Raw genomic sequence first — 18,029 nt, 5'->3', positions numbered from 1 at the left:
GCAGGTGAGGCCCTCCCGTTCATCCTAGACGGGAAATTCGGTGGTGTTATCTACGTCTCACCGCGGATTCGCCCGTCTTGTCCGTCTGTCAGGATGACAGAACCGACGGAATGTGCTGCATGTCCGTCGGTGTGTCGAGTGGATGAAAGAGAAACCGGACGGCCGCTGTCGCGTCATGAGCACCGGCCTCGGACGTCTCATGAGTATGGACCTACGACCTGGCTACCCCGAGCCAGCCGTCGCCTCGCTGCTCGACGAGTGGCAGGCGGCCAGCACGAACAGCGTCTGGCTGCGGCCAGGCGACTGGTACCACCCTGCCGTGGAAGCGCTCGTCGAGGCGCTCACGGACGCCCGGTGCCCCGCCGCTGCGGCCGAGAGGCTCGGCGAGGCCCGCGGCCGTGACGGCATCAGCATCGGCGAGACGATCGACGACCTCTCGTGCTTGTTCGACCTGTGGGGCACGGCCCCCGACGTCACCGTGCTGCGGGCAGTCAGCACCGGGTGGGCCGTCGGCAACGAGCTGCTTCCCGGCGCGCCGCCCACGACCGACCCTCGCTCGGGCCTCGTGACGGTGCCCTACCTCGTGCAGCGCCTCCAGGAGACCTACGGTCAGGCCGACCGCCTGGGCACCCCCGCGTCCGCGACGCACTGCCTCGTCCTGGTGGACGTCGCGATCGAACGCATCGACGGATGGCAGAAGGTCGCCCGCGCCGCGGCCATGGGCAAGGTCCTGACGGAGACGTTCGGCCTCGGGCACCCGGTCGCGACGCTCGGCGGCGGGATCTACGCCGCGCTCTGCGCCCGCACGGCCGACGTCGGTCCGGTACGTGCCGAGCTGCGGCACAGGATCGAGCGCACGGCGCTCACCTTCGGGGTGACCGCGATCCTGCGACGCCCGCCTCGCATCTGGGTCGAGCCCCTTCCCGCGCAGCACGCCGACGCCGCGCAGATGCTCCACGACCTGTCGCGCTGAGCCGCCCCCGCACACCACGACGCCCCGTCGTCCGGCGAGGGACGAGCGGGGCGTCGTGGGGAATCGCGCTGGGGGGGGAAGCGCGAGGGTCAGCGGGGGCTGTAGGTCAGGCAGTCCGCGTGGTCCGCGCCCTGGGGCCCGGCTCCGACGCGGATCGCCGAGGCGTTGCACTCGAGCGACTCGTTGTGGGCGCACTCCCCGCGCTGGCAGGCACCGACGTGGGCGATGACCTTGTCCAGCCCTCCCTTGGAGGTCAGGGGGATGAACGTGGCGCACTCGGCCTCGCTGCCGTGCGCGGCGATCGTCACGGCACCGGCGTGGCAGCCGTGCTCGTGGTTGTATCCGCAGCCGTCGATCGAACACTCGACGACCTGGGGCATCTCCATCAGGCTGCTCATGGGACTTCTCCTTGCTCGAAGGACAGGGGCGTTCAACCGTGCATTTCCTTCACGGTATTCCTTGAAACGGCCCCTGTATAGGAAGCAAGGCCTCACTCACTTCGGCGGAATTCCGCCGTTTTTACGTCACACGGACCGCACGTAAAGCCATTCTGCGAATGTCCTGGTGCGGTCCCTCGCGGCACCGTCCGAGGTCAGGAGCCTCGGCCCGGGCGCCACAGGACGAGGGCCCGCGTCTCGCTGGACTCGACGACCTGGCCGCCGCCACGGCCGGGCTCCGCGCCCCGGTCCGCCGTCGTCCGCCGGACGCGCCGGCCTCGCGGCACCATGACGACGTCGCCGCTCACCCCGGCCGCGAACACGCGCCCTCCTTCGAGCTGCGTCGCGAGGGCGTCGAGGCGGGCCTCGAGCCGACTCACCTGCTCCTCGAGCGCGAGGATGCGGCGGATGCCCGCGAGGTTGATGCCCTCCTCCTGGGAGAGCCGCTGGACCTCGAGGAGCTTGGCGACGTCCCGCTGGGAGTAGCGGCGGCCGCGCCCCATGGTGCGGCGCGGGGTCACGAGGCCCAGGCGGTCGTACTGGCGCAGGGTCTGCGGGTGCATCCCGGCGAGCGCCGCGGCCTGCGAGATGGCGAGCACGGGGGCGTCGTCGTACGCGTTGAACGGGATCTGGCTCCCCGTGGGAGCCTCGTTCCTGGCCATGCTGTCCTCCTCGCTGCTCCTCGTGCCTGGTCGGTCCGTTACTCGGCCGCGCGCCCGAACAGGTCGGAGCGAACGTCGCTCTCGCCGTCCGTCGCCGTGGCGAGGGCCTCGACGGCCTCCTTGGCAGCCTTCGAGAGCTTCTGCGGCACCACGACCTGGATCGTGACGAGCAGGTCGCCCGTCGCCTTGGCCGTCTTGACGCCCTTGCCCTTGACGCGCAGCGTGCGGCCCGACGGCGTGCCCGCGGGCACCTTGACCTTGACGGGCTTGCCGTCGAGCGTCGGGACCTCGATGGTCGCGCCGAGCGCGGCCTCCGCGAACGTCACGGGGACGGTCAGGCGCAGGTTGTGCTTCTCGTCGACCGAGAACACGGGGTGCGGCGTGACGTGGACCGTGATGACCAGGTCGCCGGGGGCACCGCCCGCGACGCCGGGGCGTCCCTTGCCGCGCAGCCGGATCTTCTGGCCGTCACGGACACCCGCCGGGATGCGGGCCGTGATGGTGCGGCCCTCGGTCGTGACGTTGACGGTCGAGCCCTCGACCGCGGGCCGGAACCCGAGGGTCGCCGACGACTGCACGTCGGCCCCCGGCTGCGGGCGCTGGTAGCCGGCGTTGGGGCGGAACCCGGTCTGGGCTCCCCCGCCGCCGAACATCGACCCGAGGATGTCCTCGAAGCCGCCGCCCCCGCCGGTCTGCGTGGAGTACCGCACGCGGCCTCCCCCGCCACCGCCGCCGCCGCCGCCGAACATGCCGCCGAAGATGTCCTCGAACCCTCCGGCCCCGCCGGCGGGTCCGCCGGCTCCTGCCGAGAAGCGGGCGCCCCCGCCGGCCATGGCACGGATCGCGTCGTACTGCTGGCGCTGCTCGGCGTCGGACAGGACCGCGTAGGCCTCGCCGATCTCCTTGAACTTCGCCTCGGCCTTCGCGTCACCCTGGTTCTGGTCGGGGTGATAGGTACGGGCCAGCTTGCGGTACGCCTTCTTGATCGCGGCGTCGTCGGCATCCTTGGGGACGCCCAGCGCGGCGTAGAAGTCCTTCTCGATCCAGTCCTGACCGGTCAAGGCGCCTCCTCTCATGGGTCTCACCGGCCCCGGGGCCGGTGGTGTTGCCTACATCGATAGTGGTCGTGCTCCCGGGGGCCCGACGGCGGAGGTCACCTTCGCGAGGAAGGTGCGCTCCGCCGTCGGGCATCCGGGGTCCGGTGGGTGCCGGGGCCCGCAGGACCTGGCTCCCACCTCCGTTTCTACTCCGGTCCGACGACCGAGACGCGCGCGGCGCGCACGATCTTCTCGCCGATCCGGTAGCCCGGCTCGATGACCATGTTGACCGTGGCCGACGTGGCCTCGGGGTCCACCTGGTGCATGAGCGCCTCGTGGACGGTCGGGTCGAACTCCTCGCCCACGACGCCGTACCGCTCGACGCCGAACTTCGCCAGGCTCGCGTCGAGCTTGTCGGAGATCGCGACGAACGGACCGTCGAGCTCGCCGTGCTGGCGCGCCCGGTCGATGTCGTCGAGGACCGGCAGGAGCGCGGCCAGGACGTCCTCGACGCCCTTGACCCGCGCCGCCTCCTGGTCGCGCAGCGACCGGTTGCGGTAGTTGGTGAAGCTGGCCCGCTCGCGCTGGAGGGCGTCGAGGTGGGCAGCTGCCTCGGACTGCGCAGCCAGCAGGGCTGGATCCACGGTGTCGTCGCCGTCAAATCCGGTGGGCTCGAAGTCGAGCCCGGCCAGCGGGTCCTGCTCGGCGTCGTTGCCCGCCGAGCCGGCGGCCCCCTCGGGGGCAGCCTCCTTGGGCCGCCCCTCCGGGGTCACCTTGCGCTTGTCGGTGAAGTGGAAGGGCTGGTCCTCGGAGCCGAGCTCCTCGGGGCCCTGCGCGTCGCTCGTCACTTCTTGTCGTCCTCGTCCACGATCTCGGCGTCGACGATGTCCTCGTCGGGAGCCGAGGTCGCACCGGCGGCCGCAGCGGCGTCCGCGTCAGCGGCGCCCTGGTCGCCCGCCGCCTGCTCACGCTCGGCCGACGCGTAGAGCGCCTCGCCGATCTTCTGGCTCGAGGCCAGGAGCTTCTCGTGGGCCGACTTCACGGCGTCCGCGTCCGTGCCCTCGAGGGCCGTCTTGACCGACGCGATGTCGGCCTCGACCTCGGTGACGACGTCGGCGGGGAGCTTCTCCTTGTTCTCCGCGACGAGCTTCTCGGTCGAGTACACGAAGGACTCGGCCTGGTTGCGGGTCTCCGCCTCCTCGCGACGCTTCTTGTCCTCGGCCGCGTGCTCCTCGGCCTCCTTGACCATGCGGTCGATGTCCTCCTTCGGCAGCGCGGAGCCGCCGGTGATGGTCATCTTCTGCTCCTTGCCGGTGCCGCGGTCCTTCGCGCCGACGTGGACGATGCCGTTCGCGTCGATGTCGAAGGTGACCTCGATCTGCGGCAGGCCGCGCGGGGCCGGGGCGATGCCCGTGAGCTCGAACGTGCCCAGCGGCTTGTTGTCGCGGGCGAACTCGCGCTCACCCTGGAAGACCTGGATCAGCACGGACGGCTGGTTGTCCTCGGCGGTCGAGAACACCTCGCTGCGCTTGGTCGGGATGGCCGTGTTGCGCTCGATGAGCTTGGTCATCACGCCACCCTTGGTCTCGATGCCCAGGGACAGCGGCGTGACGTCGATCAGGAGGACGTCCTTGCGCTCGCCCTTGATGACACCGGCCTGCAGCGCGGCGCCGACGGCAACGACCTCGTCCGGGTTGACGCTCTTGTTGGGCTCCTTGCCGCCCGTGAGCTCCTTGACGACCTCGGTCACGGCGGGCATGCGGGTGGAACCACCCACGAGCACGATGTGGTCGATGTCGCTGACGGAGATGCCGGCGTCGCGGATGACCGCGTGGAACGGCGCCTTGGTCCGATCGATGAGGTCCTGCGTCATCTGCTGGAACTGGGCGCGCGTGAGCTTCTCGTCCAGGTGGATGGGGCCGTTCTCGCTCATCGAGAGGTACTGCATGGAGATGTTGGTGCTCGTCGCGGACGAGAGCTCCTTCTTCGCCTGCTCGGCGGCCTCACGCAGACGCTGGAGCGCGATCTTGTCCTTGGACAGGTCGACGCCCGAGCTGTTCTTCACCTGCTGGATGAGGTGCTCGACGATGCGGTTGTCCCAGTCGTCGCCACCGAGGCGGTTGTCGCCCGAGGTCGCGCGGACCTGGATGGTCGAGAAGTCGTCCTCGTCCTTGCCCACCTCGAGGAGGGAGACGTCGAACGTTCCACCACCGAGGTCGAAGACGAGGATGAGCTCGTCCTCCTTGCCCTTCTCCAGGCCGTAGGCCAGAGCGGCGGCGGTGGGCTCGTTGACGATGCGCAGGACGTTGAGGCCTGCGATCTGCCCGGCGTCCTTGGTCGCCTGGCGCTCGGCGTCGTTGAAGTACGCCGGGACGGTGATGACCGCGTCGGTGACGGGCTCGCCCAGGTACTCCTCGGCGTCGCGCTTGAGCTTGCCGAGCACGCGCGCGGAGATCTCCTGCGCGCTGTACTTCTTGTCGTCGATCTCGACCGACCAGTCGGTGCCCATGTGGCGCTTGACCGACGTGATGGTGCGGTCGACGTTCGTGACCGCCTGGCGCTTGGCGATCTCGCCGACGAGGACCTCGCCGGTCTTCGAGAACGCGACGACCGACGGGGTCGTGCGAGCGCCCTCGGCGTTCGCGATGACGGTGGGCTCTCCACCTTCGAGGACGGCGACCACCGAGTTGGTGGTGCCCAGGTCGATTCCGACCGCTCGTGCCATGTTCGTGCCTCCGTTGTTCTGCTGCGTGTGGTGTCGTCCGTGCGGCAGCCCGCGGAGGTTCCCGTGCCCGACGGCGCGTGGTGGCGCGCACGTCCGGACCTTCCCCTGCTGGGTGTCTCCACCCGACTGCCGGTTGAGTCGTCTTCACTCAAGTTATGCCGGTCCGTGGCGTCGCGCAAGCGAAGGGGTCCGAAACTTGAGTCCACTAGGCTCAACTATGGGGTAGGGCGGGGTATTCCCGATCGGGTGACCGGCCGGTTCGCCTGGAACCGGCCGGCCTCTCGCTCACGAAGTCGTCTCCCTCACACCAGCTCGACGGCGTCGGCCTGCGGTCCCCGGTCGCTCTGACGCACCTTGTACCGGACCCGGTCGCCCTCCTCCAGGACCTCGGTGCCCCGCACGACCGACACGTGCACGAACAGGTCCAGGCCCCCGTCGTCGGGGGTGATGAAGCCGAACCCGCGCTCCTCGTCGTAGCGCGCGACGGTGCCCTCACCTCCGCGCACCGGCCCGCCGGACGCGGCGGGACGGCCTGGCCGACCACGGTCCGTGGCGCCGCGCGCACCTCCGGAGCCGCGGGCGAGCTGCACGTTGCGGGCGTTCGGCCCCTTGTCGCCGTCGACGACGTCGTACGTCACGCGGTCTCCCTCGGAGAGCTCGGTCAGCCCCGAGCCGAGCGCGCTGACGTGGACGAAGACGTCGTCGCCACCCGAGTCGGGAGCGACGAACCCGAAGCCCTTGACGTCGTCGTACCAGGAGACCGTGCCGTCCGCGCCGTCCGACGCCGGCTGCGCGGCCTCGGCCCCGAGCGGCAGCAGATGGTCCGCCTGCGGCCCCTTCTCGCCGTCGACGACGAGGAACGCCACCCGCTGGCCCTCCGAGATCACGCCGCCCCCGACGATGGCCGTGCTGTGCACGAAGATCTCGCCGCGACCGCCGTCGGGCGTGACGAACCCATATCCCTTGGTCGGCTCGTACCAGTTGACGGTGCCGAGCACGCCCAGGGGCGCGTCGGCGGCCCGGTCTCCCGTGACGCGGACGCGGCGGGCCTGCGGTCCACGGTCTCCCTCCCCGACCTCGAACTCGACGGTCTGCCCCTCACGGAGCACCCGCGGTCCGTCGTCGTCGAGGATCTCGGACGCGTGCACGAACAGGTCCTCCGCCTCGTTCCCGAGGTCGATGAAGCCGAAACCTCGGTCGGCGTCGAACCATCGGACAGTTCCCTGGGGCACCTAGGACTCCTCGTCTTGGCAAACAGTGTTGTCACCCATTGTCCCCCGGCGGGACCGACGACGGGTGGGCCGAACGGTTTCGGACGCGGTTGGCACACGCTTCGTAGCGCGGAGCGTCCGGCATCCGCACGGCCCGGACCGAAGCGCGGTCAGCAGGTGCGAGACCGGGAACGATGAGACCGACCAGCCGTTCGCGGGCGGTGGTGGCCGGGCCACGTCGTGGCAGACGGGCTCACGGCGTGGAGTCGCTGGTGGAGACGCACGTTTAGACGGTCACACGGTTACACCGGCAGCATCGAGCACTGTGCGCGCGGTGGCTGAGAGGCCAGACCAGGGCGCACCGTCGATTCGAGCCCGCGCCTCGGCGTCGGGGCTGCCCTGGATGACGGACGGGGACACCAGACTGCTGAGCCGGTATGTCTTCCAGACCAACCTGGTGCCCAGTCGGTCCTGAAGGACAAGCACGTCTCCGTGGCGGGCATACACGCGTTCTTCGAGCTGTCGCCCGGAGGTCACACGGATCGCGGCAGAGAGGCCCCTCGGCATGAGCTCGAGGGCGGCGGCAGCGATCTTGAAGTGCGACCCGCTGCGCGACTCGATGTTGACCGTTCCCTCAATGAGCTCGACGTCCCAGTCAGGGTGTGTGCGCTGGATGGACTCGACGATCTCGGACCATGGGTTCTTGTCCAGGATGCCTTCGATCAGGTCGAGCACATCCTGAGGGTGAGTTGCGACTGCGGACGTGCCGAAGACGCTGTAGACGATGCTAGAGACGTGCCCGGTGTCCCGTGCCGCGATCAGAGGTAGGAGCTGCTCGACGAGCTGCACATAGTGCAACCCTGTCCCCGTCCGTCGATCTGGCGATGCTCCCTGGTTCAGGCGATACAGACAGACGGCCGAAAGAGCTCCCGCGGCCGGAGAGATCCGAGCGGGGACGTCGTCACGCGAAAGGGTTTGCGTCGCGGCATAGAGGGGATGAAACCATGCGACGTCCTCGTCCCACACGTGGACGAGCGACGCAATGAGCAGCATCCGAGTGATAGCCATTCGGTCCAGTGCAGGACGTTCGGCCACCGTTGTGGCGAGGCTGTTCACCCACGACCGGAAGCGTTGCTTCAGTTGCGGCGTGGCGAGGTCGGCCGGGCCGGACGTGTCCGTTTCGGGTGCGCGGTCCCCGTCAAGGTCTTCCGCCGTCTGTGAGTCGTCGAAGTTGGACTCGTCGGCATCGAACGTGTCGGCCCAGATGGGGTCGCTCGAACTGATCGTGGTTCGAGCGCGCGTCGCGAGTTGGGGAAGAATCAGCCCGCCGGACGTCTCGTGGGCGAGCGTCGGCCCGAGTCGGGCGATCGCGTCCACTGAGTATTGTGCCCAGCCTTCTTCGTCGTCGAACGTGCGGCCTCTGCCTCTCTTCCCGATCGCAGCTGATTGGGCGCTCGACGTAGGGCGTGACCCGACGGCCGGGAGCACACGCTGCTCGCGGGTGACCTTGTCCAAGGTGCGGGTCCAGTCCCGCAGCAGTGCGTCGTCTCCGAAGAGGGCTCGCCAGTCGACATCGGAGTTGGTGCTCGACGAGCGACGAGACGGGACGCGGTGCAGGATCGCATGCGGATCAGCGAGGAAGTGCAAGGGTCCGCGGTATCGGTCACCGTCCGACTCGAAGCTGATGCGTACCCGTGATCGTGCTCCGAACTCACGCGTGACCTCGATTCGAACCTCGGTGGCACCAGCAGGTACTTGGCCTAGCACGCTGGAGCGTTCAGGTAGGTCACTGAATTCACTGACCTCGACGGTGACAGGAAACGGTGCGGGTCGCGACAGCTCGATGACGATCGCTTCGCCGTCGAGCGTTGCTCCAAGGAGGACGGGAACGTGCTGCGAGGAGCGAGACACTTCCCCTGGCGCCACGAGGATCCTTCGCGAGGGAACGTCACCGACAGCGAGCGGAGCCCCCTCCCCGGGATAGAGCGATCGATCGGTCGTCGCAACGACCCCCACCTCGCAGTTGCCACCTGCACCAAGCTGCCGCAACAGTGCCGCCCCAGTAAGGTTCGGCGAGCCCGTCAAGACCCATCGGCGGCCGCCCGACACGGCTTCGATGAGCTTGCCGTGGCGATAGGTGCCACCCGCGTCGTGCCACGTCAGATCAACGCCACGGGAGCGTGCCGCTGCAGCGAGAGGATTCGGGTCGATGATGGTTCGTCCGGGCTGGACGGCGATGCTTACTTGTCTGGGCCGGTAACGGTCCAGCAGGGCTCCCAGGGCTGTGCCCTTGTCGTCGTGGAACGGCGCGTGGAGCAACAGCTCGTCGACCTGCCCGTCGGGGAGCTGGTCGAGGATCGGGCCGCTCGACGTCGTGACGAGTCTGTGATTCGTGTCGACGACCTCGTTCGACGTGAGAAGACGCTCGATCGCCAGTCGGGTCCGCTCGATTCCCGCACGCCCAGCCCTGCTCACACGGAGCGTCTCGATCGACTTCAACCATCTTGCCACCTGGCCCGCGATCGCAGGAATACCAGTCGCCGTCGTGCCTTGCGCGATGAACAGCGTCTCATCGTTCCCCAACCAGCCGCCCGTCGTCAGGTTGCCCGAACCGATCGCGAGCAGTAAGCGGTCATGGCCGACCAGCGCGCTGACCTTGGGGTGGAACGCTGTCGGCAAGTCGACGACGCCGACCGCATAGCTGCTTCCTGCTCCACGGACGGCGCGCGGGTCCGGCTCGTACTGCGCGCCGTCAGCGATCACCGTCACTGCCGCTCCGCTGGCACGGGCCGGGCCGAGGATGTGGCCTTCGAAATAGCCGAGGTCGACGTTGAACGTCGTGAACAGCGCTTCGGAATAGGGCCGGTCCCTCAGATCGGGCAGTGCGTACAGGTAAGACCGCAGCGACGAGACCCTGGCGAAGCGGCCGACCGTCGGGTCAGTCGAGGAGGTGACCACGAGCCCCCACCGTCCACAGTCCGTCCTCGGCTACCTCGAAGATCCCTGTCTGTCGTCCCATCGACATCAGCTGGGTCCACCGGATCGACGGCTCGGTCGTCGCCTCACCCCAGTGCTTCCACACGAGGTCGTCCTGGACGTCGATGCGCAAAGGCATCGAAAAGCGGCCATCGCGACGCTGGCGTGACTTGGCCATGGTCACGCGGTGCGCGCGATTGACCATGACCCTCGTCAGCCACCTCGCGAACTCGCCCATCGACTGCGATCGCCAATCGTCAAGAGCGTTCGACACCCACTGCGGCGATAGTTCCTCGGACTCGAAGCGGTGACCCGGCGGGCCGACGAGTCCCAAGCGGGTCGGGCTGGCGGCATCGAGCGCCTCAAACCGCCTCGCACCAAGCGCGAGCGTCGCGAGATGTGTCTCTGGAGCCGGTCGGTGCGTCACGTCCAGCTCAGCCGAAAGCGGGACGCCCTGCTTGTCAGCCACGGCCGGGAGGCCGTCGACGAAGGCGCCGACGGTGCCACCAGGCAGTTCCGTGGCCAAACGGTCTCCCATCTGACTGATCGTCTGGGGCCCAGCGGTCAGGTAGCGACACACGTGGGCGAAGATCTGACGCCATGCGTTCACGGAGGACATCCGGGTGCGGATGCCACGCCATCGCAACCAGTGGTCAGTGCTCTGCCTGTGCTGGGTTACCACGGGGCTGTACATCACAAAGTTGCCAAGGTCGTCCCGGTCCCGGATCTCGGCCTCAGACATCGCGATGCCCAGCAACCGCATGATCTGCCCGATGTTCCCAGCGACGGTGCCGCGCTCGTCGGCTCGTCCGGCAAAACGGCGCGCGAGGAGGCCTCCATCGTCCGAGTTCGCAGTCTTGCACAGGCACAACGAGCTGAAGTCAAGGAGGTCGGCGAACTCGAGCGTCGACGAGGTGGCAAGCTCCAGTACTGCGCCAAGCTCACCATGAACGACAGAGCGGTCGTACGCCGGACCTGGACTGAAGGGGCCTCGACCTCCCTGCCCGAGGAGACCGAGGCTCACCTCCGATCCGACGTAAGGGCCAAGGAAGCCGGACCTGGAGTTGGCGTACCTACCGTCGCCTGTTCCGGCAGCCACGGCGAGGTCGATCTTCCCTCGTCTCGCCATTGCGAGCAGACGATCACGCCCGTGCGCCGCCGGGTACCAGTCCAAGTGATCGGGCTGGCCCTGATGAGCCATGCAGATCAAGGCGAACGCAACCTCCACCCGACGCAGCAAGTCCATGGCACAGGCACCATCCATGCCACGCCGATCGGCCTCGTCCGCGACCAACGGGTGAAGCAGGTAGTACCGAGCCGCGTTCGTCACGGTCGTCACACCGGGGGCGTTGACTGCCACCGCAGCGTTCAGGAACTGCTCCACGGCAAGAGGAAAGAGGCCCATGATCGGGTCAGTGGAGTGATCGACCCAGCCGGGTCCATCTGTGAGCGCGAGCCCCTCGGCCGTCATTGCCCCACCATGCTTCCTCGATCGTGCATTTCAGAGCGCTGGCGCTCGCTGCCAGCATTGAACCGGAGGTCGTCCCCCAGTGCAACGAGGCTGGGCCGTCATCACCTTCGTCCCGCCGCCTCCGCCACCTTCCGGGCGAGGTCCGGCCAGAGCGGGGCGAAGCATCCGACCCAGGGAGCGGGCATCCGCCCTGCCGCGCGGTGCACCTCGACGTCTGCCCACGTGACCCAGGCGGCGGCGTCGACCTCTGCCGGGTCGAGGACCAGCCGTGGACGACCGGGCACGGTCGCGACGTGGACGTCGAGGAACGACGCGGACTCGACGCCCCTCCCGACGCGCTCGAGCGCGCGCTCGTCGAGGACGAGCCCGGTCTCCTCGCGCACCTCGCGCACGGCCGCCTGGGCACCGGTCTCGCCCGCGAGCACGCTGCCGCCGGGGATCTCCCACGCGAACGGGAAGGTCTTGGTCGCGGCGCGGCGGGTCAGCAGGACCAGGCCGTCGGACCGGACGACGCACGTCGCCACCATGAGGTGGAAGCGGCCAGGGGGCCATCTGGGGTCACCTCGGCGGTGAACCTCCCCGGTGGGGGCGCCCTGCTCGTCGAGCAGGTCCCAGGTCTCCGCGTCAGCCATCCAGGCATCCTCGCAGCCGCGCGCGCCGCGCTCCAGGCCTGCCCGACGGCGGGCCACGCCCTTGCGTTACGGTTCCAGCAGCCGCGGGGTCGAGAAGGGGAGACGAAATGACACCAGGTCTGCGACGGGGCGTTCTCGCCCTGTGCTGGCTCGCGATCGTCGCCGGAGCACTGCTGTTCGCGGCCGGCGCGTACACGGGCTACGTCGAAGGCGTCGCGGCGGACGAGGGAGGGACGGCCGGTCGACTGATGCCCGCCGAGGTCGCGTCGTTCGTGCTCGGTCCCGTCCTCGCGATCGCAGGGGGCACCGTCGCGGTGGTCCTGCGTGACTCTCGGGTGACGACCGCCGACGCTTGCTGACCCCTCCGTCCGGGAGGCGTCCTCAGCGCCCACGCGCCGCCAGGTCGAGGACCCGCGCCACGGTCGCCGCGTAGACGTCGTCGACGTCGAGCGAGAGCTCGTTGAACCAGTCCGTCGCGATACGGAACACGAGCGCTCGCACGAGGTGCTGCGCGAAGCCGTCCCCAGCGTCGATCGTCTCGAGGAGGGACGACGGCGCCTCCTCGAAGCAGACCGCGTCGACGGCGACGATCGCCACCGAGTACCGCACCGGCCGCCAGTAGAGCGTCAGGTCGATCACCGCGGGCGGCAGGTCGTCGTCGAGCAGGACGTTGCCCGTGAGGTCGCCGTGGACGATCGTCGACGGCTCGGCGACCACCCGCCGGGCCGCGAGCAGCGCAGGGAGGTGCGGGACGTCGTCGGGCACCTCCGCCGCATCCTCGCCCCAGGCGAGCCGGTCCGCCCGTGCCCAGGCGTGCGTCCGCTCGTCGAGGAACCCAGGGCGAGCGACGCCGTCGAACACTGCTGCGAACTGGTGGGCCACGTCCGCGATCTGCGCCCACCTGCCCGCGACGTGCTCGCCCGGGAGGGCCGGGAACGCCGTCCAGCCGTCGACGACGAGGTCGCCCGACCGGCTCGCGAGCGGCAGGCCGAGCCGGAGGTCGCTCCTGCCGGACGGCGCATGGTCCCGCATCCAGTCGAGCTCGGCCGGGAGCACGTCGAGCGGCTTGAGCACCGTGTCTCCGACGCGCCAGGCCCGGCCGCGTCCGCCGTCGAGCCTCGTCGCCGGTCCGACGGCGCCGAACGCCTCGAGGACATGACTGGGTGGGTGCATCGGGCGAGCCTACCCAGGGCGCCCCGAGCGCCTCGCCGTGCGAGTCGTCCCGTGTGCACGTAATGTCCGGGAACTCGCCCGGCCCACAGGTCGGCGCGCGCCGACACGCCTGGAGGTCCCGTGCACCCGTTCGTCCACCGCTACGAGCTCGACACCTCGCGCCCGACGGGCCGCGAGGTCGCCCGCGACCTGGCGCTGCGGGCGTTCCTGCCGGGCGCCGCACTCTGGGTCGCGATCGTGGGTCTCGGGTTCCTCATCAAGGGTCCGCTCGAGAACCTGCCCGGCGAGGCCGGGGTCAACCAGGCCCTCGTCGAGGCCCGCACGCCCTTCCTCGACACGGTCACCGAGATGCTGTCCGCGATCGGGATGACCGAGTTCATCATCGGGGCGTGCGTGCTCGCGGTCGCGCTCATCTGGTGGCGGACCCGGCAGTGGTGGTTCGCCCTGGTCCCCGCGCTCGCGGTGTCGCTGCAGGCCCTGATCTTCCTCACGTCCTCGCTCGTCGTGGGCCGCACACGCCCCGAGGTCGACATGCTCGACCACGCCCCGCCCACGTCGAGCTTCCCGAGCGGGCACACCGGCGCGTCCACGGCGTTCTACCTGACGCTCGCGCTCCTCGCGCAACGCGTGCAGAACCCCGCGCTCCGGGTCGTGCTCACGGTCCTCGCGGTGCTCGTCCCGTTCGCGGTCGGCTTCGCGCGGCTGTACCGCGGCATGCACTCGCTGACCGACGTCCTCGCCGGGCTCGTCAACGGCGTCGTCTGCGCGGTCCTGGCGTGGGGCTACCTGCGCCGCGACACGTCGCAGGTGCGGGTCTGACGACGGCGGCAGCGCGGACCGGTCACCCTCGGCCGGTCCGGCCGTCACCCTCGACGGAGCCGACGGTCACCCTCGGTCCGCGACCGGCTCCACTCTCACGATCTGCGTCCGTGCGACCACCCGGTCCCGGACGTCCGCGAGCGCCACGCGGGCGGGGTCGGCCATGTACGCGGCGAGCGCGGCGTCGTCGGGCATCTCGATGACCTGCACCTCCGCGGGGACGGCCGGATCCTCGCCGGGCACGCTCCTCACCCGTGAGGCGACCCGGCCACCGTGGACCGGGACGAGCGCGAGGACCTCGTCCTCGTAGCGCGTGAGGGGGTCGACCTGACCGTCGACGGCCCAGAGCAGGACGCAGAGCGTGAGTGGCACGCGCCCACGCTACCGCTGCCGAGCATGCGGTCGGCGTTCCTCGAGCATGCGGTCGGCGTCGCGCAACGGCGGAATCGCGACGCCGGCCGCATGCTGGGCACCGAGCCGGCCGACCCACCGGACCGGCCGGCACCACCTATCCCTCCGCGATCCGCTTGATCGCGGCGAGGCGGCGGCCCCACTCGGCACCGATCGCGTCGAGCGCCCGGGCGGTCTCGCCCAGGCGGGACCCGATCGCGCGGTAGCGGACCTCGCGCCCGACGCGCACGGGCTCGACCAGCCCGGCCTCGGCGAGCACGGCCAGGTGCTTGGCGATCGCCTGCCGAGTCACGGGCAGGACGGTCGCGAGCGCGGACGCCGACAGGTCCGCACGTCCCAGCTCCTGCAGGATCTGCCACCTCGTGTCGTCGGCGAGCGCCGCGAACACGGGGGCCAGCGTCTCCGTGCTCACGCCGCGGGGCCGTCGGCGGAGCGCGCGACGCTCTCGACGGGGGCGTCCCCCGCCGGGAATCCCGGCCCCTCGACGAACGCGACGAGCTCGTCGAGCTCCTCGGTCCATCCCGAGCGGTTGTCGGTCATCGCGCTCTCGGCGCGGTCGCCGAGACGCTCGAACCCGGACTCGACGACGGCGAGGACGGTGCTCTCACCCTCGGGGGTCAGCGTGAACCGGACGAGGGTCGAGCTGTCGGGGCGCAGCTCGGCACCGGCCTGGTTGGTCCAGGTGAAGGCGAAGGCCGTGGGCTCGTCGTACTCCTCGATGCGGACGGCGAAGTGTCCGTAGCCGTCGAAGCCGAACGTCCCCTCACCGCCCACTCGCAGGTCCGGCAGGTGAGCCTCCTGGCCGAACCACCGGGCGATCAGGTCGTCGCGCGTGAGGGCGGCCCACACCCTGGACGGCGGGGCGTGCACGATCAGGGTGCGGGTCACCTGGAACGCCTCGGTGTCGATCGAGGCCTGCTGGTCGGTGGTCGTCATGGTCGTTCCTCTCTCGGGTCGTGCCGGGTCTCGAACAGGATGTGCAACTCTAGAGTTGCACTAAGTTCTCCCCGGGCGCAACCCTTCAGCTGCACACGATGCGGCGGCGCGGACCCCGCCCGCACCGCCCAGGTCACGCCCCGGCAACGGAAATCCGCTCGCCGAGCCGCCTCGGGACTCGGGACGTACAGTCGGCAGATGGGCCAGTCCACACGACCCCGTCAGCAGACCTCCGCCGTCAAGGCGCTCGCGCTCCTGATGGCCTTCCTGCTCGTGTCGGCTGTGGGGGGCGTCCTCGCGGCTGGTCTCCTCCTGCCCCTCGCCGCGGGGGCGAACACCGTGACCGAGGACGTCACCAAGATGTTCGACGAGCTGCCCGACGAGCTCGTCCCCGGACCCCTCGCCGAGCAGTCCCGTGTCTACGCCAACGACGGCACCACGCTGCTCGCGACCTTCTACCAGGAGAACCGCATCGTCGTCCCCCTGGACCAGGTCTCCCAACCCATGAGGGACGCGGTCGTCGCGATCGAGGACCACCGCTTCTACGAGCACGGCGGGATCGACCCCGAGGGGGTGACCCGCGCGGCCGTCAACAACTTCACGGGCGGCGACACCCAGGGCGGGTCCAGCCTGACCCAGCAGTACGTCAAGAACGTCCTGATCGAGCAGGCCGTGCGCGACGACGACCCGGTCGCGATGCGCGCGGCCCGCGACGACACCCTCGGACGCAAGGCCCGCGAGGCCAAGCTCGCGATCTCGCTCGAGACCGTCATGTCGAAGGAGGAGATCCTCCAGGGCTACCTCAACATCGCGCAGTTCGGCATCCGGGTCTACGGCGTCGAGACCGCCTCGCTGCACTACTTCTCCAAGCACGCCTCCGAGCTCAGCGTCGTCGAGGCCGCCACGATCGCCGGTGTCACCAACGCCCCGACCAAGTACGACCCCGTGACCAACCCGGTCGACTCCGAGAAGCGCCGCAACCGCGTGCTGAGCAAGATGCTCCAGCAGGGTTACATCACCCAGCAGCAGCACGACGAGGCCGTCGCGACCCCGCTGCCCGCGACCCTGGTGGTCCAGCCCGTCGCCGGAGGCTGCCAGACGGCCGGAGGTGCCGCCTTCTTCTGCGACTACGTCACCAAGGTCATCACCTCCGACCCGACGTTCGGGGAGACCAAGGCGGACCGCCAGGCGCTGCTCTATCGCGGCGGCCTCGACATCACGACGACGCTGGACCCGCGGATGCAGGCCGCGGCCGAGGCGACCATCACCGCGGCCGTCCCACCCGGCGACCCGAGCGGCATCGAGGACGCGATCGTCGCGCTCGAGCCCCACACCGGCAAGATCCTCTCGATGGCGCAGAACCGTCCCTACGACGTCGCGCGCGAACCCGCGCCGGGCACCACGGCCGTCAACTACAACGCCGACCAGAAGCACGGCTCGTCCCAGGGCTTCTCGCCCGGCTCGACGTGGAAGGTGTTCACCCTCGCGGAGTGGCTGCGGTCCGGGCACACCCTCAACCAGACGGTCAACGCGAACAAGCGCACATTCGTGCCGAACCGTGACTTCCACGCCTCGTGCGCCCGCCTCGACCGCATCCCCTGGTCGCCCGGCAACTCGGACGGCTCGACCGACCAGGGCGAGATCCCGGTCCTGCGCGCCACGTTCAACTCGGTCAACACCGGTTACGCCACGATGGAGTCCCAGCTCGACCTGTGCGCGGTGCGGGACATGGCGTGGAACATCGGGCTCCGCCCGTCCCGCACGGCCGAGATCACGGGCGACGCGTCCGCGATCCACGTCATGCCGACCATGACGATCGGCACGCAAAACTCCTCGCCGCTCCAGCTCGCCGCCGCGTACGCGACGTTCGCGAGCGGCGGGTCCTACTGCGACCCGATCGCGATCACCCGCATCGTCGGGGCCGACGGGAGCGAGCTGCCCGTCCCGTCCGCGAACTGCAACCCGAACGCCCTCGACCCGAACATCGCGAACACCGTCACCTTCGCCCTCCAGAACGTCATGACACAGGGCACGGGCAAGAAGTCCCAGCTCTCGCGACCGAGCGCCGGCAAGTCCGGCACGGCGAACAACAACAACCACACCTGGTTCATCGGGTACACGCCCCAGATCGTCACGGCCGTGTGGATCGGCAACGCGGAGAGCGACGTCTCGATGAGCCGCATGACGATCAACGGCAAGTACCAGCAGCGCTGGTACGGGTCGACGCTCGCAGCCCCGACGTGGCGCTCCTTCATGGAGACCGCGCTGGAGGGCTCGCCGGTCGTGGGCTTCCCGGCCCCCGACCCGAACATGGTGGGCGTCCCGCCCGCCCCCAAGGCTCCCAAGGAGCCCAAGGAGCCCAAGGACGACGCCCCGGCCGCCCCGACCGACCCGGCTCCGCCGACGGACCCCGCACCGCCCGTCGACCCCGCGCCGCCCGTCGACCCGAGCGTCCCCCCGACGCCGTAGCCGCACGTCGCCGGGCGCCTTCCGCACGGTCCCGGCGCTCCGACGGCCTTCGGACGCCGTACGTCGGACGCCGTACGCCCTCGGGTGACGTTCAGGG

The 18,029-nt window shown here is 69.9% G+C and carries 17 protein-coding genes; 4 read left to right on the top strand and 13 right to left on the bottom strand.

Annotation, left to right across the window (positions count from 1 at the left end; translation table 11 throughout):
* The first annotated feature begins 205 nt into the window (after positions 1 to 205).
* On the top strand, positions 206 to 973 hold the full coding sequence (locus WFH32_RS09510) for a hypothetical protein (RefSeq protein ID WP_336707132.1): 768 nt from the start codon (positions 206 to 208) through the stop codon (positions 971 to 973).
* 89 nt (positions 974 to 1,062) lie between these two features.
* On the opposite strand, the gene WFH32_RS09505 is transcribed toward WFH32_RS09510, so the two are convergent.
* The 9 genes from WFH32_RS09505 to WFH32_RS09465 all read right to left on the bottom strand — a co-directional run bounded on the left by WFH32_RS09505 (position 1,063) and on the right by WFH32_RS09465 (position 12,124).
* Positions 1,063 to 1,371 (bottom strand): DUF1540 domain-containing protein, encoded by a 309-nt coding sequence (locus tag WFH32_RS09505; protein ID WP_336707130.1) that lies wholly within the window; start codon positions 1,369 to 1,371, stop codon positions 1,063 to 1,065.
* 194 nt (positions 1,372 to 1,565) lie between these two features.
* Positions 1,566 to 2,072 (bottom strand): heat shock protein transcriptional repressor HspR, encoded by a 507-nt coding sequence (locus WFH32_RS09500; RefSeq protein ID WP_336707129.1) that lies wholly within the window; start codon positions 2,070 to 2,072, stop codon positions 1,566 to 1,568.
* 38 nt (positions 2,073 to 2,110) lie between these two features.
* Positions 2,111 to 3,133, bottom strand: coding sequence for a DnaJ C-terminal domain-containing protein (locus WFH32_RS09495; protein WP_336707127.1), 1,023 nt, complete (start codon positions 3,131 to 3,133; stop codon positions 2,111 to 2,113).
* 182 nt (positions 3,134 to 3,315) lie between these two features.
* Positions 3,316 to 3,957 carry a nucleotide exchange factor GrpE gene (grpE, locus tag WFH32_RS09490; RefSeq protein WP_336707125.1) on the bottom strand — a complete coding sequence of 214 codons (642 nt, stop codon included), beginning with the start codon at positions 3,955 to 3,957 and terminating at the stop codon, positions 3,316 to 3,318.
* On the bottom strand, positions 3,954 to 5,834 hold the full coding sequence (gene dnaK / locus WFH32_RS09485; protein WP_191797981.1) for a molecular chaperone DnaK: 1,881 nt from the start codon (positions 5,832 to 5,834) through the stop codon (positions 3,954 to 3,956). The genes grpE and dnaK overlap by 4 nt, the downstream gene beginning before the upstream one ends.
* A gap of 302 nt (positions 5,835 to 6,136) precedes the next feature.
* Entirely contained in the window at positions 6,137 to 7,066 is a 930-nt protein-coding gene (locus tag WFH32_RS09480; RefSeq protein WP_336707122.1) for a cold-shock protein, read from the bottom strand.
* A 273-nt stretch (positions 7,067 to 7,339) separates the two neighbouring features.
* On the bottom strand, positions 7,340 to 10,003 hold the full coding sequence (locus tag WFH32_RS09475) for a hypothetical protein (RefSeq protein ID WP_336707120.1): 2,664 nt from the start codon (positions 10,001 to 10,003) through the stop codon (positions 7,340 to 7,342).
* Complete coding sequence (locus WFH32_RS09470; protein ID WP_336707119.1) at positions 9,984 to 11,492, bottom strand: hypothetical protein; 1,509 nt, start codon at positions 11,490 to 11,492, stop codon at positions 9,984 to 9,986. The genes WFH32_RS09475 and WFH32_RS09470 overlap by 20 nt, the downstream gene beginning before the upstream one ends.
* A 101-nt stretch (positions 11,493 to 11,593) precedes the next feature.
* Positions 11,594 to 12,124: an NUDIX hydrolase gene (locus WFH32_RS09465; RefSeq protein ID WP_336707117.1), complete on the bottom strand. Its 531-nt coding sequence runs from the start codon at positions 12,122 to 12,124 to the stop codon at positions 11,594 to 11,596.
* 107 nt (positions 12,125 to 12,231) lie between these two features.
* Here WFH32_RS09465 and WFH32_RS09460 point away from each other — a divergent pair, with 107 nt between their 5' ends.
* A complete protein-coding gene (locus tag WFH32_RS09460; RefSeq protein WP_336707116.1) occupies positions 12,232 to 12,483 on the top strand; it encodes a hypothetical protein in 252 nt (83 codons plus the stop codon).
* A gap of 22 nt (positions 12,484 to 12,505) precedes the next feature.
* On the opposite strand, the gene WFH32_RS09455 is transcribed toward WFH32_RS09460, so the two are convergent.
* Positions 12,506 to 13,297, bottom strand: coding sequence for a TIGR02569 family protein (locus WFH32_RS09455; protein ID WP_336707114.1), 792 nt, complete (start codon positions 13,295 to 13,297; stop codon positions 12,506 to 12,508).
* Between the two features lie 120 nt (positions 13,298 to 13,417).
* Here WFH32_RS09455 and WFH32_RS09450 point away from each other — a divergent pair, with 120 nt between their 5' ends.
* A complete protein-coding gene (locus WFH32_RS09450) occupies positions 13,418 to 14,116 on the top strand; it encodes a phosphatase PAP2 family protein (RefSeq protein ID WP_336707112.1) in 699 nt (232 codons plus the stop codon).
* A 66-nt stretch (positions 14,117 to 14,182) separates the two neighbouring features.
* On the opposite strand, the gene WFH32_RS09445 is transcribed toward WFH32_RS09450, so the two are convergent.
* The 3 genes from WFH32_RS09445 to WFH32_RS09435 all read right to left on the bottom strand — a co-directional run bounded on the left by WFH32_RS09445 (position 14,183) and on the right by WFH32_RS09435 (position 15,463).
* A complete protein-coding gene (locus tag WFH32_RS09445; RefSeq protein WP_336707109.1) occupies positions 14,183 to 14,488 on the bottom strand; it encodes a hypothetical protein in 306 nt (101 codons plus the stop codon).
* Between the two features lie 136 nt (positions 14,489 to 14,624).
* Positions 14,625 to 14,939 (bottom strand): ArsR/SmtB family transcription factor, encoded by a 315-nt coding sequence (locus WFH32_RS09440; RefSeq protein ID WP_336707108.1) that lies wholly within the window; start codon positions 14,937 to 14,939, stop codon positions 14,625 to 14,627.
* A complete protein-coding gene (locus WFH32_RS09435; RefSeq protein WP_336707107.1) occupies positions 14,936 to 15,463 on the bottom strand; it encodes an SRPBCC domain-containing protein in 528 nt (175 codons plus the stop codon). Before WFH32_RS09435 ends, WFH32_RS09440 begins: the two co-directional genes overlap by 4 nt.
* A gap of 198 nt (positions 15,464 to 15,661) precedes the next feature.
* Between WFH32_RS09435 and WFH32_RS09430 the strand changes: the two genes are divergently transcribed.
* Positions 15,662 to 17,932 (top strand): transglycosylase domain-containing protein, encoded by a 2,271-nt coding sequence (locus WFH32_RS09430; RefSeq protein WP_336707106.1) that lies wholly within the window; start codon positions 15,662 to 15,664, stop codon positions 17,930 to 17,932.
* Positions 17,933 to 18,029 lie beyond the last annotated feature (97 nt).

The sequence above is a fragment of the Oerskovia sp. USHLN155 genome, assembly GCF_037145535.1.
Lineage (GTDB): Bacteria > Actinomycetota > Actinomycetes > Actinomycetales > Cellulomonadaceae > Oerskovia > Oerskovia rustica.
Note: the sequence above shows the minus strand (reverse complement) of the source record. Positions and strands in the feature narration are given on the sequence as shown.

Coding starts and splice junctions, on each gene's coding strand:
- WFH32_RS09460 (WP_336707116.1), top strand. CDS start 12,232: ATGACACCAGGTCTGCGACGGGGCGTTCTCGCCCTGTGCTGGCTCGCG.
- WFH32_RS09430 (WP_336707106.1), top strand. CDS start 15,662: ATGGGCCAGTCCACACGACCCCGTCAGCAGACCTCCGCCGTCAAGGCG.
- WFH32_RS09435 (WP_336707107.1), bottom strand. CDS start 15,463: ATGACGACCACCGACCAGCAGGCCTCGATCGACACCGAGGCGTTCCAG.
- WFH32_RS09465 (WP_336707117.1), bottom strand. CDS start 12,124: ATGGCTGACGCGGAGACCTGGGACCTGCTCGACGAGCAGGGCGCCCCC.
- dnaK (WP_191797981.1), bottom strand. CDS start 5,834: ATGGCACGAGCGGTCGGAATCGACCTGGGCACCACCAACTCGGTGGTC.
- WFH32_RS09500 (WP_336707129.1), bottom strand. CDS start 2,072: ATGGCCAGGAACGAGGCTCCCACGGGGAGCCAGATCCCGTTCAACGCG.
- WFH32_RS09455 (WP_336707114.1), bottom strand. CDS start 13,297: ATGCACCCACCCAGTCATGTCCTCGAGGCGTTCGGCGCCGTCGGACCG.
- WFH32_RS09510 (WP_336707132.1), top strand. CDS start 206: ATGGACCTACGACCTGGCTACCCCGAGCCAGCCGTCGCCTCGCTGCTC.
- WFH32_RS09470 (WP_336707119.1), bottom strand. CDS start 11,492: ATGACGGCCGAGGGGCTCGCGCTCACAGATGGACCCGGCTGGGTCGAT.
- WFH32_RS09505 (WP_336707130.1), bottom strand. CDS start 1,371: ATGAGCAGCCTGATGGAGATGCCCCAGGTCGTCGAGTGTTCGATCGAC.